Below are 13975 nucleotides of genomic sequence, written 5' to 3'. Positions count from 1 at the left end.
CGATCGGCGGCCGCGTGCGCGGGAGAGGTTCGCATGTCCTATCTGGCGCCCGCCGATTTCGTGAAGAAGGCCGTCGATGCCGGTGAATCGAAGGTCTTCATGGCCACCAAAGACACCTTCATCCGGGCCTACATGGCCGGCGCGATCCTGGCGCTCGCGGCCGCCTTCGCGGTGACGATCAACCAGACCACCGGTCAGCCGCTGGTCGGAGCGCTGCTGTTCCCGGTCGGCTTCTCGATGCTGTACCTGCTCGGCTACGATCTGTTCACGGGCGTCTGCGTGCTCACGCCGCTCGCCTTGATCGATAAGCGCCCGGGCGTCACCGTGGCCGGCATCGCCCGGAACTGGACATTGGTGTTCTTCGGCAACTTCGCCGGCGCGCTCACCACCGCATTGATGATGGCCATCGTGTTCACCTTCGGCTTCGCCACCGAGCCGAACGCCGTCGGCAAGGCGATCGCCGGCATCGGCGAGGCGCGCACCCTCGGCTACGAGAAGTACGGCGCCGCCGGCATGCTGACGCTCTTCGTGCGCGCGATGATGTGCAACTGGATGGTCTCCACCGGCGTGATCGGGGCGATGCTGTCCACCTCGGTGCCCGGCAAGGTGATCGCCATGTGGATGCCGATCACGGTGTTCTTCTTCATGACCTTCGAACATTCGGTCGTGAACATGTTCCTGTTCCCATCGGCGATCCTCATGGGCGGCCACCTGACCGTCATGGATTACCTGCTGTGGAACGAGATCCCGACCCTGCTCGGGAACATCGTCGGCGGCCTCGCCTTCACCGGCCTGATGCTCTACTCGACCCACGTCCGTACGGGCGAGACGCGTTCAGCCCGGGTCGGCGCCGGCGTGCGTCGCCCGATGGCGGCCGAATAAGCTGTATGGCAGCCCGCGCCGTTCGCGCGGGCTTGTTGCGAGGCGGTGCCGATCCGATGAGCGTGACCTGCACCGTCTCAGTAATCGTCAAGGGACGCGTCCAGGGCGTCTCCTACCGAGCCTGGACCCAGGCCGAAGCACGTGCGCTGGATCTGACCGGCTTCGTCCGCAACCGCGCCGACGGCTCGGTCGAGGCCGTGTTCTGTGGCGCCCCGGATGCGGTGGACCGGATGATCGCATTATGCCGCTCCGGCCCGCCCCACGCCCGCGTCGGCGAGGTCATCGTGCAGGAAGGCGGCGATCCGCCCGAGACGCACGGCTTCGACATCCTGCGGGGTTGATCCGGGCGGGTTCTGCGCGGCGGGCCGGACTGGTATGGCCGTCAGGCCGTATCCGAATCCGCTTCCCTGGCGCTCCGAGATCATGACCGACCCGACCACCGGCAGCGCCGCCTTCTCGCCCCTCGATATCGGGGCCCTGGTGTACTTCATCCTCGCCTGGGTGGCGTACGGCCTGTCGGTCGGGCGCCTGCGCGGTCGGATGGTCTCCCTCAGCCAGATCATGAACGTCCACCGGTCCAACTGGGCCCGGCAGGTCATCGGCCGCGACAACCGGGTGGTCGACACGCAGATCAACGCCTCGCTGCAGAACGGGACCGCCTTCTTCGCCTCGACCTCGCTGATCGCGCTGGGCTCGGTGCTGACCCTGTCGCGCTCCGGCGACGACGTGCTCAACCTGTTCGCGACCCTGCCGTTCGGCACGGTGGCGAACCGGACCACCTGGGAGTTGAAGGTCGCCGGCCTCGCATTCGTGTTCGTCTACGCGTTCTTCAAGTTCGCCTGGGCCTACCGGCTGTTCAACTACGCGGCGATCCTGCTCGGGGCCGTGCCGTCGAAGGGGTCCGGCGCCAGCGACACCGAGATGCTGCGGGCCGTCCGCCGGGTGGCGGCGATGAACGTCAGCGCGGGGCGCCATTTCGCCCGGGGGCAGCGCGCGTTCTTCTTCGCGCTGGCCTATCTCGGCTGGTTCATCAGCCCATATGTGTTGCTCGCCTCGACAACCTCCGTGGTCATCATCATGTGGCGTCGACAGTTCGCCTCGGAGATCCGCAAGGCGTTGCTGGAGGCCGGTGAAGGGCCGCACGAGGGTCCGCTCCTGGCCCCCGCCGAAGAGGCACGGATATGACCACGACCAAAGCTGACGAGGCAACGATCGAGGAAACCCTGCTTGGCCTCGTGGCCGAGCGTGGGGCCGGCAAGACGATCTGCCCGTCGGAGGTGGCCAGGGCCCTGGGCGGTCCGCATCCGGACGGATGGGGCCCGCTGATGCAGCCGGTGCGCCGGGTGGCGGTGCGGCTCGCCCATGCGGGCCGGGTCGCGATCCTGCGCAAGGGTAAGCCGGTGGACCCGGACGACTTCCGGGGGATCTACCGGCTGGCGCTGCCGGGTGCGGCGACCGGCTCCGGCCCGGGCAGCCAATCCGGCGTGTAGCCGGCGAGGCGATAGACCGCGAGGCCGATCCACTCTTTCACGGCCAGATCGAGCTGGAGGAGCCCCTCCGAAGCGAAGCCGTGGAAATGGGCGACGTCGCCCCAGCCCCGGGTCCGGTAATCCACCGGGAAGGCATCGACCGTGAAACCCGCATTCCGGAAACACCCGATCGCCCGGGGCATGTGCCAGGCCGACGTCACGAGCAACCAGCGCTCGCCGGGCTTCGGTTGAACCAGCGCAGCGGAGAACATCGCGTTCTCGTAGGTGTTGCGCGATCGGTTCTCGAGGATCATGCGCGTCCGCGGCAGCCCGATGACATCCGCCTGGCGACTGACGATGTCGGCCTCCGAAATGCCGCCCCCGATGAAGCCACTGCCGCCGGAGAAGACCAGCCGGGCCCCGGGGAAACGGCGGGCGAGGTCGGCGAAGTAGATCTGCCGCTCGCCGGCATCATTGACGATGACCTGATCCCGCACCTCGGACGGACCCGCTTCGATGGCACCGCCGAGCACGACGATCCCGGTCGGCGCGGGCCCGTCGTCCGGGTACGGCGCGAAGCGCTGCTCCAGCGGCAACATCGCCATGTCCGACAGCGGTGACAAACCGCCCAGTATCAGGCCCAGCAGGCCGAGACCGGCGAGCCCCAGACCGGAGCGTCGCCGGCGCGTCACCGCCACCAGACCGAGGCCGATCAGGACGGCGAAGAGGCAGAAATTCGATGGGGTGATCAGAAAGTAGACGACCTTCGAAAGCGGGAAGAACATCGGTAGGCCTCAAGCCGGCTTCGTCTCGGCCTCGAACCGGGCCAGGGCCGCGGCGTCCGGCGGAAGCAGGCTGGCGAGGTTTTCGCCCCTCTCGGCCTCGCGCTGGATCCACAGGTCCAGGCGCTGTTGCTCGACGGCCTCCAGGGCGACCCGCTCGGCGAGGTCGGCCGGTAGCGCGACGATCCCGCCGGACCCGCAGACCACGATGTCGCCGGGATGGATGGCGGCCCCGCCGCATGAGACGCGTTCCTGCGCGCCGACCAGGGCGAGGGTCTCGCTGCCGGCCTCTTGCGCGGACCAGACCGGCAGACCGGTGGGATCCGGCAGGGCGCCGTCGGTGATCAAGCCGGCGACGCCGCGCTGGGCGAGCCGCGCCGCCACGATCGCTCCGAAGGGGAGGGCGAGGCCGGAACCCGCGGCATCGATGACCAGCACGGCACCCTCCGGAACGGCGTCGATCGCGGCAGCGAGGTCACCGGCGGCATCGTTCCGGGCCGGAATCATCCGGAGGGTATAGGCAGGGCCGATGGCACTGCCGCCCCGTGCCGTCAGGCCGCGCGGGCTGAACGCCTTGATCCCGGCGCGCGTCAATGCCCGCGCCAGGCTGGCCGGCGTTACGGCGGAGAGCGCATCGCGCAGGGTCGGGTCGATCGCCATCGGGATGTTCCGTGAGGGGCCGCCGGACGGATCGGCGCGGTGCCGTCAAGGTGGATCGCGCGGGCGCGCCGACAAGGCCGCGCTTGATCCCTCGATGCGCCGAACGTCGGCCCGGTCCCAAGAAACATCCGGTGGGACAGACGCTCCGTCAACCGTCATCGGATTGGCGGTGTCACGCCGGCCCGCGTCTCAGGCGATCGGCTCGCCGAGCGCCCGAGCCGCACCGGGCCTGCCGGCGAGCCGTTCGTACCAGCGGCGCAGGGCCGGGCGTTCGATGCGCTCGGCCGGCAGGTTCAGCCAGCGATGAGCGGCGCAGCCGAGCGCGATGTCGGCGATGCCGAAGCCGTCGCCCACCATGTAATCTCGGTCCGTCAGATGCGCGTCCAGCATGGCCGCCAGCGCCTCCGTCCGCGTCATCGAGGCGGCGACCACCGTCCGGTCGGGATTCTGCGAGCGGTAGAGCTGCCAGAACGCGTCGCGCATCGCGGGCGTGAAGGTGGTGGCCTGCCAGTCCAGCCATTGATCGACATGGGCGCGGGTCCGCGGATCGGCCGGCAGCGCCAGGGTCGGAGCTGTCGAGGCCACGTAGCGCAGGATGGCGTTCGACTCCCAGAGAACGAACCCATCCTCCTCGAGGGTCGGAACGAGCCCGTTCGGGTTCTTGCCGCGGTAGGCGCGATCGGCGACGATGCCATGCGCACCGCCGGCATCGATCCGCTCATAGGCGAGTCCGGCCTCGTCGAGTCCCCAGACGGCCTTCTGCACGTTCACCGAGGTGAGCCGCCCCCAGAGCTTGCGCATCGTCACCAAGACCTCCCTCAGACTTTCGGCGGGTAGGCGTGCTCGCACCCGTTCGGATCGGTGACCCGCGTCCCGTCGCCTGCCTCGCGCAGGTACCCGGGGCCGACCGGCACCTTGCCGTGGCCGCCGGGAATGTCGAGCACGTAGGTCGGCTGGGCCAGACCCGAGAGGCGGCCGCGCAGGGCGCGCATCAGCGCCTGTCCCGCGTCGAGGCTGGTGCGCAGGTGGCCGGTGCCCGGAGCCAGGTCGCCGTGATGCAGGTAGTAGGGCTTGATCCGGTTCTCCACGAAGGTCCGCATCAGCGCCTCGAGGGTCGCGGGATCGTCGTTGACCCCGCGCAGCAGCACCGACTGGCTGACCATCGGGATCCCGGCATCGACCAGCCGGGCGCAGGCTTCTTGAGCGGCCCCGGTGAACTCACGCGGGTGGTTGGCGTGGAGCGCCACGAACACCGCGCGCCCGAACCGCTTGAGCGACCGCACCAGATCGTCGCCGACGAGGTCGGGTTTCACAACCGGCACGCGGGTGTGAATCCGCATCACCCGGACATGCGCGATCACCGACAGCCGGTCGGCGATCGCGCCGAGCCGGCGGGGCGAGAGCGCGAACGGATCGCCGCCGGTGACGACGACCTCCCAGATCCGCGGGTCCTGCGCGATGTAGGCAAGGGCGGCATCGAGCTCCGCGTCGGTCAGGGAGCCGAGGCCGTCCGGCCCGACCATCTCCCGGCGGAAACAGAACCGGCAATAGACCGGGCAGATGTGCAGCGGCTTCAGCAGCACGCGGTCCGGATAGCGGTGGACGATGCCCACAACCGGAGCGTGCGCCTCGTCGCCGATCGGGTCGGCGCGCTCCTCCGGGGCGGCGACGGCCTCCTCGGCCCGCGGCACGAACTGACGGGCGATCGGATCCGCCGGATCGTCCCGGTCGATCAGTTCGGCCATGTCCGGGGTGACCGAGACGGCGTAGCGCGCCAGCACATCGTGCAGCGCCTCCGCCTCCGGGCCGGACAGCAGGCCGGCCTCGGCGAGGTCGGCGGCGCTGCGCAGCGTGCGGTTCACGGCAGGGTCTCCACCACCGGCGTCCAGATCACGTCGTCCACGCGATTCGCGCCGCAGGCCAGCATGGCCAAGCGGTCGAAGCCGAGGGCGATGCCCGACGCGTCGGGCATTACGGCCAATGCTTCGAAGAAGTCGGAGTCGATCGGATACGCTTCGTCGTAAACGCGCAGCTTCACCGCCATCTCCGCGTTGAAACGGCGGCGTAAGGCGACCGGATCGGTCAATTCTCCGAAGGCATTCGCGAGTTCGACACCGCAGGCATAGAGCTCGAACCGTTCGGAGACCCGCGGATCGTCCGGCACCGGGCGGGCCAGGGCCGCCTCGCTGATCGGGTATTCGCACAGGATCGTCGGGCGCCCGATACCAAGATGCGGCTCGATCCGCGCAACCAGAACCCGCGAAAACAGATCCGCCCACGTGTCATCCGGGGCGACGCGCAGGTCCGCCGCCTCCACGGCGCCGGCAAGGGCGTCGCGGTCGGTCTCGCCATCCGGCGATAGTGTGGCCAGCAGATCGATGCCGGCAAAGCGCGCGAACGCCTCAGCCAGGGTCAGCCGCTCGCACGCGGCGAACGGGTCGGCGTCCCGGCCCCGGTAGTCGAACCGGCGTGTGCCGGCGGTCTCGGCGGCAAGCGCCAGAAGCTCGGCGCAATCGGCCATCAACGCCGTGTAGGGCACGCCAGCGCGGTACCATTCCAGCATGGTGAATTCAGGATGGTGCAGAGGGCCGCGCTCACGGTTTCGGAACACCCGGGCGACACTGAGGAGCCGCGTCTCGCCCGCAGCCAGCAGCTTCTTGCAGGCGAATTCCGGGGAAGTGTGCAGGTAGAGCGGCGTCCGCGCGCCACTGCCGCCGATGGCTTCGGTGGCGAAGGCCGAGAGATGCGCTTCGTTGCCGGGTGAGACCTGCAGGCAGGCGGTCTCGGCCTCGACGAAGTCCCGCTCCGCGAACCAGGCCCGGAACGCGGCCAGAATCCGGTTGCGCAGCAGCAGGCGAGGCCTGCGGTCGGCGTGGCGGTCGGGCGCCCACCAGGGCGAGACAGCTCCGGTCACAATCGGTCTCCAGCATGGCCGGCCCCAGGCACGAGCGAGCCGCCCTGAGTGCGACCCAGGCGCGAGGCTGGCCTCCGATCCACCGCGGGGAAGCATCGGTGCCTTTCGCCGAGACCGCCGGGTGAGGTTCGCCGGCTGGCAACCACGCCGCAGATGCGATAGTGGCGAGGCCTGAGATCCAGTGCACGCGCTTGGCGCGTGCCGACCCGCCTTGTCAATGCAGGACCGAATTCCGTGAAGGTGATCGCCTCAACGCTCCGCAAGGGCAACGTCGTCGACAAGGACGGCAAGCTCTACGTGATCCTGTTCGTCGAGAACATCCATCCCGGCAAGGGCACCCCGGTGACCCAGCTCGACATGCGCCGCATCACGGACGGCGTGAAGGTGTCCGAGCGCTACCGGACCACCGAGCAGGTCGAGCGGGCTTTCGTGGAGGATCGCGAGCACACCTTCCTCTACAGCGACGCCGAGGGGTTCCACTTCATGAACCCCGAGAGCTACGAGCAGGTCGCTGTACCGGCGGACGTGGTCGGCGACGCCGCCCCCTACCTTCAGGAGGGCATGGCCGTGATGCTGTCGAGCCATAACGACGTGCCGCTGACCATCGAGTTGCCCCAGCGGGTGACCTTGGAGGTCACCGAAACCGAGCCGGTGCTCAAGGGCCAGACCGCCTCCTCGTCCTACAAGCCCGCCACCCTCTCGAACGGCGTCCGCACCACCGTGCCGCCTCACATCGCCGCCGGTACCCGCGTGGTGGTGATGACGGCGGACGGCGCCTACGTCGAGCGCGCCAAGGATTGATTTGCTAGGGGATTCTGACTGCGAGACGATCATGGCGTGGGCTGGAGATCTTATCTTGCCCGCGCCCTGATCCTGGGATGCCGACGCAAAGCGGGTGGTGATCAGGAGTTCTCCCGATCGTTCGACGATCCCTGAGCGGCTCCTTCGAAGCCCGCGATACGTTCTTCGCTGGACCAAGGCAGTGGGTTGGACGCACCCTGCGCTGTCTTGCAAGGCTGCCGCGGTTCGTATCCTACTTCGGCATTCGAGAGGCCGCCTCGATCGACCCGTAGCAGCCCTGCGATAGGGCCTGTGCCCGCAACCGCTCTGCCGGGCTGAAGGGGCGACCATCCTCCCGGAAAAGATCCTCCTTGATCAGCGCATCGGAGGTGCACAGGGCCGCGATGCGGCAGAGCGGCGGCTCCCCGCCGGTGCGTGTGCAGATCGTCACGTAATCGGCCCGAAACGCGCGGAGACCAGCCATCGGGTTCGGTCCCGTCAGGGTGACGAGACCGGTGAGCAGCCCCAGCAGCACGGGCTGGTGCACGAGATACACGATCAGGCTGTGGCGCCCCAAGAACGTCGCCGCACGCCCAGGTGCCGAACGCGGCGCCCAGTTGCCGAGCCGGGACCGCGCAAGAATCGGCAGGCCGAGCCGCCCGAGGACGATCCCCGACAAGACGAACCCGAACCACGGGAATAACGGCACGTAATCGTTGGTTCGCGGCGTCCCGGAACCAAGGCCGAGGAAGAACAGGATCGGGTCATCGAGCAGAGACCCGTGCACCACGAGCGGTGCGGCGAAGACCGCCATCGCGGCGAGCGCCGTCACCGCCACAGGGGCGGAGAGGAACGGCAGGCCGAGCACGCTCGAGACGGCAATGCAGTGCAGGATGCCGAAGAACACGTACGCGTCGGGAAACGCGATCCAGGTCCCGAGTGTCACGAGGAGCGCAGCCCCGCCGATCCGCGCGAGCCTCAGCACGGTCTGGCGCGCACGAATGCCGCGCCCGTTCATCAAGACTAGTCCGACGCCGACGAGCGTGAGGAAGCTCCCGGCGATCGTCTCAGCCGCCCGGTGGCCCGCCGCCGTCAGCGCGTAATTCTCGGCCGTCAGCCGCAGGAAGCCGAGGTCCCAAAGCGTGTGGTAGCTCGCCATCGCCACGAGGGCCGCCGCCCGCACCGCGTCGATGATCGGGTAGCGGCCTGACCGCGCGGCGCGCGTGGTCGTCTCAGGGGGCGTGGGAAGTGCGGGGGCTATCGACATGGCGATGGGCTCAAACCACGCCTGGACCTCGGACGCCACCGCTGCTCGTGATCGCGCCGCGCCCTTGCCGCGATCGAAACTGCTCTCGAAGACGTGAACACGGGCGCACGAAGGTCGCAAAAACCTGATTGGACGCGATATGGCGGGCGATCCAGATGCCTTGGTGGCGACAGGACGCCCAATTCCGCTCTCCCTGCGACCGATCGACTGTTGCGGACCTGCCTCCCCCAGGCAAGATTGCAACTCGCGAGGGCTCCTATGCCGGTCATATGGGCTTTCCGGGAATCAGGACTTCGTTAATCTTGCTGTGAGAGCGCGCGGCGTGATTCGGTGTAGGTTGCTCGGCCATGTCTGATGAACGCGGATCCGGGCCGCAGAATCCCAATCGGACCGAGGACAGCCGTGTCGCCGAAGCGGCCGGCGGTGAGGACGAGGCACTCGACCTCGTAGAGGTCTCCGGCCGCATCAAGTGGTTCGACGTGTCCAAGGGCTTCGGCTTCATCGTACCCGACGACGGCGCCCCCGACATCCTGCTGCACGTCACCTGCCTGCGGCGGGACGGGTTCCAGGCGGCCAGCGAAGGCGCGCGCATCGTCGTCGAGGCGGTGGAGCGCCCGCGCGGCTGGCAGGCGTTCAAAGTTCTGACTTTGGATCAGTCCGCGGCCGTGCATCCCTCCGAGATGCCGATGCCGCGCACCCACGTCTCGGTCACGCCAACGAGTGGCCTGGAGACGGCGGTGGTGAAGTGGTTCAACCGGCTGCGCGGCTTCGGCTTCCTGACCCGCGGCGACGGCACGCCGGATATTTTCGTCCACATGGAAACCCTGCGCCGCTACGGCATCGCCGAGCTCAAGCCGGGCGATGCCGTTTTGGTGCGCTACGGCGACGGCTCCAAGGGCGTCATGGCGGCCGAGATCCGTCTCGTCGACGGGGCGCTCCCGGCCTCTCACTGACGCCCCATTTCGCGCGCGCTATCTGAATCTGCGGTCGGCACACCGCCCGCGACCGCATTTCCCGAGAGGCTGTCCTTGAGAGTTCTATTCCGCGTCCCGCAAGCGGCGGCCATCGCCTGCCTCATCCTGGTCGCGCCGCTTTCCGTCCATCAGGCCACTGCCCAGAGCGCATCACCGCAGAACGCCGCCAAGACAGAGCCACTGACCATCGCCACCAAGGCCGGGCCGAAGCGGTTCGACGTCGAGGTGATGCGTGACGACGCCGGCCGATCCCGCGGGCTGATGTTCCGCCGGCACATGGCGCCCGAGCATGGCATGCTGTTCGATTTCGAACGCGCCGAACCCGTGACCATGTGGATGAAGAACACCTATCTGCCGCTCGACATGCTGTTCATTCGTCCGGACGGGACCGTGAGCCGGATCGCCGCCGACACCGAGCCGCTATCGACCGCGATCATCCCGTCCGGCAGCCCTGTCTCTGCCGTACTCGAACTCAATGCCGGGACGGCCGCCAAGCTCGGGATCCAGGCCGGTGACCGGATCGAGCACCCTTTGTTCAAGGGTCGCTGAGGCGACTGGGTCTGGCGTGAACGCAGCGGGAACAATGGCCTTGACCGTCGGGATGTTCCGGGCCAATGTTCCGGAATTGTTCCGGCGCTTCGGAGTGCCGGCCTTGCGCGGAGGACCCCATGAGCAACGTGGCCGATGCCGAGCTGTTCGGCAACGACGATTGGTCGGTGAGCGCGGACGGGCTAGAGCACCGTTGCACGGGTTACTTCATCAGCCGGGACGGCCTTACGACGCGGCGGGCCGAAAACCTTTGGGACTGGCCGCTGCAGATGGCCGAAAAGTCCTGGTGCCGGCCAAGCCTGTTTCGCGAGGCATTCCTGGCAGCGCTCGACCAATTCGGAATCGCGCGCGATGCCGACCTAACTCGATCCTTTGCATTGGGCTACGGGATCCGAGCAGTGAACGCATCCACGCCGGACAGCTTCGTAACGCTTGCCGACGTGCTGAAGCCCCGCGCGGCTCCGGCGACGGTCCGTGTCGCGGCCAAGCCGGTCAGGCGCGCACTGGCGGCGGCAGGCGCGTGAAGGTTCGGGTGTGCTGCGGACGCATTTGACCATGGCCGGTGCCGGCGGATAGCCCTCTACGTAGGACCGCGGGAGGGAAGATCATGGCAGACAGCAATCACGCCGAACTCGACGGGCTGATGACACCGCCATTGTCGCGGCGCGGCTTCGTGATGACCAGTCTCATCAGTGGCTTGACTGTCGCGACGACCCGTGTCGAGGCGCAGGCGATTCACACCGATGCCACCGGTATCGAGGCCGGCGAGGTCAAGATCCCCGCGGCAGATGGTCCGATGCCCGCCTACCGGGCGGTACCCAATGGGGCGGGGCCGTTTCCGATCGTGCTGGTGATCGAAGAGATCTTCGGGGTTCACGAGTACATCAAAGACATCTGCCGTCGCCTCGCCAAGGCTGGATACTGCGCCGTCGCGCCCGAACTATATGCACGGCAGGGCGACCTCTCGACCATGACCGATCCCAAGATCATCATCCGGGACATCATCTCGAAGACGCCGGACGCGCAGTGGATCGGCGATCTCGACGCCACCGCGGCTTGGGCCGCCTCCGCTGCCAAGGGCGATGCCGGTCGGCTCGGCGTGATGGGTTGGTGCCGCGGTGGTCGCGACGCTTGGCTGTACGCGGCGCATCGTCGCGACCTGAAGGCGGCGGTCGCATGGTATGGCCCCCTCGGCGGTGATCGGACTGCTATCCAGCCGCGCACAGCCGGAGATGTCGCGGCCGAGATCCACGCGCCGTTGCTTGCACTCTACGGCGGCGCCGATACCGGCATCCCGCCGGCCTCCGCAGAGGAAGCGCGCGACAAGGCCAGGCAGGCGGGCAGGAGCGTCGAACTGGTGATCTACCCGGATGCGCCGCACGGATTCCACGCGGATTATCGGCCGAGCTACCGCAAGGACGCCGCCGAGGACGGCTGGACCCGCGCTCTCGCCTTCCTGAAAGCCAACGGCGTCGGCTGATCAAACCGATCCTGGCGGTCTTACCAGGATGTTCCTGGATGGCTGTGCTTCCCGGGACACGGCCACAACTTGCCGAATATGCCAGGGTCGCAGGAGGATCTGTGCCTGCGCGGGTCCGGCCATTCGCTGCGATCGGAGCATTGAACCGATCGTCGCGACCGCCGTTCAGCCCCTGTAGAGTGTCCCGGCCCATGAGCGACTCGGTACAGCCCGGACAGAAGCCCGTCATCCTCGTCGTGGAGGACCAACCCGACGAGCGCTTCCTCGCGGCCACGCTCCTGGAGGATACCGGCTTCACGGTGATCGAGGCTGAGACTGCCGAACGGGCGCTCGCCATCCTCAACGACCGCGCGGACGAAGTCAGCGTCGTGTTCTCCGACGTGCGTACGCCCGGACCGATCGGCGGCTTCGAACTTGCGCGGATCATCGGTGTGACCTGGCCGCGGGTCCGGGTGCTGCTGACCTCCGGGGATGCGGGCGACCAGCCGAGCGACCTGCGCATGTCGGCGACCTTCATCCCGAAGCCCTGGCGCGCCGAGGATATTCTGGCCTGGGTCGAGCAGGCGGCCGGTCGTCCGTCGGCGTCGACCGGCCCGGCGGTGATCGGACCGGGCGGAAAATTAATTATGCCGGGTCTGGAAACCTGAGACCTACTCCGGGTTGTACGGCACTCCCGGGGCGCAAGACGCCCGATCCCGAGCAACTCCGTCGGCAGCTCAGATCAATCATGCTCATCGTCGCTGCCAACTACGCCGATTCCCTGCGTCGGCGCTCTTGGGACGCCCATCAGGAGGCCGATCTCCTCGACACGGTGACCGACGAGTTGCGCGCGCACTACAGGCCCATCGCCGATGCCGTCCCAGCCGAGATCCTGGCGCTGGCCGAGCGCCTGGACCGTCCGGAATCCGAGCGCGCTTGCGGCGCCTGACCGATCAGGTCGGGATGAGTCGCCAAGGCCAATGAATCTGCTATTCAGCGCGCTCTGACCTGCCGGCGCAACGCGTCTCTCAGTCGAGCCCCTCATGCGTCTCAATGTTCTTCGCGGATCGTTTGCCGCCGGTGTGATCCTGGCGCTTGCGGGGTTGAGCGTTGCCCAAGCCGCGTCCCCGCCGCCGCAGCCGTCTGAGGGGGCGGGCGGTTTCGGCGACCGCAAGGCGACGATCGTGAAGCGTCTGCTCGGGCGTGGGACCGCGACGACGTTCGCGTTCCACGCTGCGGGCGCCGTCCCGGAGGCCGGCCGGCCCGTGGTTGTGTTCCTGCACGGATGGGGCGTGGTCAATCCGCAAAGCTACGGCGGCTGGATCGACCATCTCACCCGCCAGGGTTGGCTTGTGCTGTACCCGCGCTTTCAGGACGTGAACCGGACGCGCCCGGCCGACGCACCCGGCCTCGCCGAAAGCCTGGTCAAAGCGGCGCTGGCGGATTTGGCCTCGGACGCGGACGCCAAACCCGATCTCGGCCGCGTCGCCCTGATCGGGCACCTGGCTGGCGCCCCGCTCGCCATGGACATGGCCGCCGACGCCAAGCAGCATGGCCTCCCCGTCCCGAAGCTGATCTTCATGGCCGCGCCGGGCGGCATCGCCAGCGGCCCCAAATCGCGGGGAATCGCGCTGACGGAGCTGTCCGGCATCGAGTCCTCCACCCTGCTCATCGCCATGGTCGGCGACAAGGATACCCGGGCGGCGGACCTCGCGGCGAAACGGCTGCTGCGTGAAGCGAGTGCCGTACCGCTGGAGCGTAAGCTGTTCGTGCGCGCCCTCTCGGACGATCACGGCTTCCCCGCTCTGACGGCCACGCTCGCGGCTCCCGCCGGAACCGACACAGCCTATGACGGCGGCGCGATCAAGCCGGGGCCGGATCCAAAGGACGCGGCCAAGGACGCCCCGAAGCCGCCGCCGTTCCGCTGGTCCGCCGATATGGCGTTGACCGGCGAACAGCAGACGCTGGTCGCACAGATCAATATCGCCCGCGTCGACGCGCTGGACTACCTCGGGTTCTGGAAGACCTTCGACATCGCCGCTGCCGCTGCCTTCGCCGGCTCGGACGCGAATGCGATGAAGAACAATCCGCGGCTCGCAGACATGGAGCGCTGGAGCGACGGGTGGCCGGTGAAGCGCCTCTCGGTGGAAACGCCCCGACTGGCGGCGCCGGCGGCCCAGGCAGCCACTCCGGCTTCGCCAGGTAGAAAGCGCTGATCGACAAACACCCGCCTTTCCCT

18 protein-coding genes are annotated in these 13975 nt (G+C 68.2%); 12 read left to right on the top strand and 6 right to left on the bottom strand.

Annotated elements, in window-relative coordinates:
• The first annotated feature begins 33 nt into the window (after positions 1–33).
• The 4 genes from AC0IY0_RS11675 (at position 34) to AC0IY0_RS11660 (ending at position 2372) form a co-directional block, all read left to right on the top strand.
• On the top strand, positions 34–882 hold the full coding sequence (locus AC0IY0_RS11675) for a formate/nitrite transporter family protein (RefSeq protein ID WP_147938542.1): 849 nt from the start codon (positions 34–36) through the stop codon (positions 880–882).
• 56 nt (positions 883–938) lie between these two features.
• Positions 939–1223, top strand: a complete 285-nt coding sequence (locus AC0IY0_RS11670; RefSeq protein ID WP_147938543.1) for an acylphosphatase — start codon at positions 939–941, stop codon at positions 1221–1223.
• An 82-nt stretch (positions 1224–1305) separates the two neighbouring features.
• Complete coding sequence (locus AC0IY0_RS11665; protein ID WP_147906739.1) at positions 1306–2067, top strand: DUF599 domain-containing protein; 762 nt, start codon at positions 1306–1308, stop codon at positions 2065–2067.
• Positions 2064–2372, top strand: a complete 309-nt coding sequence (locus AC0IY0_RS11660) for a DUF3253 domain-containing protein (protein ID WP_147906740.1) — start codon at positions 2064–2066, stop codon at positions 2370–2372. The genes AC0IY0_RS11665 and AC0IY0_RS11660 overlap by 4 nt, the downstream gene beginning before the upstream one ends.
• Here the strand turns inward: AC0IY0_RS11660 and AC0IY0_RS11655 are convergent.
• The 5 genes from AC0IY0_RS11655 to epmA all read right to left on the bottom strand — a co-directional run bounded on the left by AC0IY0_RS11655 (position 2309) and on the right by epmA (position 6707).
• Positions 2309–3136: a YdcF family protein gene (locus AC0IY0_RS11655; protein ID WP_147906741.1), complete on the bottom strand. Its 828-nt coding sequence runs from the start codon at positions 3134–3136 to the stop codon at positions 2309–2311. The two genes, AC0IY0_RS11660 and AC0IY0_RS11655, sit on opposite strands and share 64 nt — an antisense overlap.
• 9 nt (positions 3137–3145) lie before the next feature.
• Positions 3146–3793, bottom strand: coding sequence for an RraA family protein (locus tag AC0IY0_RS11650; protein ID WP_147906742.1), 648 nt, complete (start codon positions 3791–3793; stop codon positions 3146–3148).
• A gap of 189 nt (positions 3794–3982) precedes the next feature.
• On the bottom strand, positions 3983–4594 hold the full coding sequence (locus AC0IY0_RS11645; RefSeq protein WP_419831080.1) for a glutathione S-transferase family protein: 612 nt from the start codon (positions 4592–4594) through the stop codon (positions 3983–3985).
• A 17-nt stretch (positions 4595–4611) separates the two neighbouring features.
• On the bottom strand, positions 4612–5655 hold the full coding sequence (locus AC0IY0_RS11640) for a lysine-2,3-aminomutase-like protein (protein ID WP_471763845.1): 1044 nt from the start codon (positions 5653–5655) through the stop codon (positions 4612–4614).
• Positions 5652–6707: an EF-P lysine aminoacylase EpmA gene (gene epmA / locus AC0IY0_RS11635; protein WP_471763844.1), complete on the bottom strand. Its 1056-nt coding sequence runs from the start codon at positions 6705–6707 to the stop codon at positions 5652–5654. The genes AC0IY0_RS11640 and epmA overlap by 4 nt, the downstream gene beginning before the upstream one ends.
• 234 nt (positions 6708–6941) lie before the next feature.
• Here epmA and efp point away from each other — a divergent pair, with 234 nt between their 5' ends.
• Positions 6942–7508, top strand: a complete 567-nt coding sequence (gene efp, locus AC0IY0_RS11630; RefSeq protein ID WP_147853941.1) for an elongation factor P — start codon at positions 6942–6944, stop codon at positions 7506–7508.
• 232 nt (positions 7509–7740) lie between these two features.
• Here the strand turns inward: efp and AC0IY0_RS11625 are convergent, their stop codons facing one another.
• Positions 7741–8754, bottom strand: coding sequence for a heparan-alpha-glucosaminide N-acetyltransferase (locus tag AC0IY0_RS11625; RefSeq protein WP_471763843.1), 1014 nt, complete (start codon positions 8752–8754; stop codon positions 7741–7743).
• A 347-nt stretch (positions 8755–9101) separates the two neighbouring features.
• On the opposite strand from AC0IY0_RS11625, the gene AC0IY0_RS11620 reads away from it, so the two are divergent.
• The 7 genes from AC0IY0_RS11620 (at position 9102) to AC0IY0_RS11590 (ending at position 13952) form a co-directional block, all read left to right on the top strand.
• Positions 9102–9707: a cold-shock protein gene (locus AC0IY0_RS11620; RefSeq protein ID WP_419830479.1), complete on the top strand. Its 606-nt coding sequence runs from the start codon at positions 9102–9104 to the stop codon at positions 9705–9707.
• Positions 9708–9782: 75 nt separating this feature from the next.
• Complete coding sequence (locus tag AC0IY0_RS11615; protein WP_187193689.1) at positions 9783–10277, top strand: DUF192 domain-containing protein; 495 nt, start codon at positions 9783–9785, stop codon at positions 10275–10277.
• Positions 10278–10396: 119 nt separating this feature from the next.
• Positions 10397–10801 carry a hypothetical protein gene (locus AC0IY0_RS11610; RefSeq protein ID WP_147906748.1) on the top strand — a complete coding sequence of 135 codons (405 nt, stop codon included), beginning with the start codon at positions 10397–10399 and terminating at the stop codon, positions 10799–10801.
• Positions 10802–10884: 83 nt separating this feature from the next.
• A complete protein-coding gene (locus AC0IY0_RS11605; protein WP_147906749.1) occupies positions 10885–11757 on the top strand; it encodes a dienelactone hydrolase family protein in 873 nt (290 codons plus the stop codon).
• A gap of 191 nt (positions 11758–11948) precedes the next feature.
• Complete coding sequence (locus tag AC0IY0_RS11600; RefSeq protein WP_147906750.1) at positions 11949–12404, top strand: response regulator; 456 nt, start codon at positions 11949–11951, stop codon at positions 12402–12404.
• An 80-nt stretch (positions 12405–12484) separates the two neighbouring features.
• Positions 12485–12685, top strand: coding sequence for a hypothetical protein (locus AC0IY0_RS11595; protein ID WP_147906751.1), 201 nt, complete (start codon positions 12485–12487; stop codon positions 12683–12685).
• A 94-nt stretch (positions 12686–12779) separates the two neighbouring features.
• Positions 12780–13952 carry a lipase family protein gene (locus AC0IY0_RS11590; protein WP_147906752.1) on the top strand — a complete coding sequence of 391 codons (1173 nt, stop codon included), beginning with the start codon at positions 12780–12782 and terminating at the stop codon, positions 13950–13952.
• Positions 13953–13975: the final 23 nt, after the last annotated feature.

This window comes from Methylobacterium sp. AC315 (genome assembly GCF_979253755.1).
The sequence above is the reverse complement of the archived record's forward strand: the minus strand, read 5'-3'. Positions and strand labels throughout refer to the sequence as shown.

Coding starts and splice junctions, on each gene's coding strand:
- AC0IY0_RS11675 (WP_147938542.1), top strand. CDS start 34: ATGTCCTATCTGGCGCCCGCCGATTTCGTGAAGAAGGCCGTCGATGCC.
- AC0IY0_RS11670 (WP_147938543.1), top strand. CDS start 939: ATGAGCGTGACCTGCACCGTCTCAGTAATCGTCAAGGGACGCGTCCAG.
- AC0IY0_RS11665 (WP_147906739.1), top strand. CDS start 1,306: ATGACCGACCCGACCACCGGCAGCGCCGCCTTCTCGCCCCTCGATATC.
- AC0IY0_RS11660 (WP_147906740.1), top strand. CDS start 2,064: ATGACCACGACCAAAGCTGACGAGGCAACGATCGAGGAAACCCTGCTT.
- AC0IY0_RS11655 (WP_147906741.1), bottom strand. CDS start 3,136: ATGTTCTTCCCGCTTTCGAAGGTCGTCTACTTTCTGATCACCCCATCG.
- AC0IY0_RS11650 (WP_147906742.1), bottom strand. CDS start 3,793: ATGGCGATCGACCCGACCCTGCGCGATGCGCTCTCCGCCGTAACGCCG.
- AC0IY0_RS11645 (WP_419831080.1), bottom strand. CDS start 4,594: ATGCGCAAGCTCTGGGGGCGGCTCACCTCGGTGAACGTGCAGAAGGCC.
- AC0IY0_RS11625 (WP_471763843.1), bottom strand. CDS start 8,754: ATGTCGATAGCCCCCGCACTTCCCACGCCCCCTGAGACGACCACGCGC.
- AC0IY0_RS11620 (WP_419830479.1), top strand. CDS start 9,102: ATGTCTGATGAACGCGGATCCGGGCCGCAGAATCCCAATCGGACCGAG.
- AC0IY0_RS11610 (WP_147906748.1), top strand. CDS start 10,397: ATGAGCAACGTGGCCGATGCCGAGCTGTTCGGCAACGACGATTGGTCG.
- AC0IY0_RS11605 (WP_147906749.1), top strand. CDS start 10,885: ATGGCAGACAGCAATCACGCCGAACTCGACGGGCTGATGACACCGCCA.
- AC0IY0_RS11600 (WP_147906750.1), top strand. CDS start 11,949: ATGAGCGACTCGGTACAGCCCGGACAGAAGCCCGTCATCCTCGTCGTG.
- AC0IY0_RS11595 (WP_147906751.1), top strand. CDS start 12,485: ATGCTCATCGTCGCTGCCAACTACGCCGATTCCCTGCGTCGGCGCTCT.
- AC0IY0_RS11590 (WP_147906752.1), top strand. CDS start 12,780: ATGCGTCTCAATGTTCTTCGCGGATCGTTTGCCGCCGGTGTGATCCTG.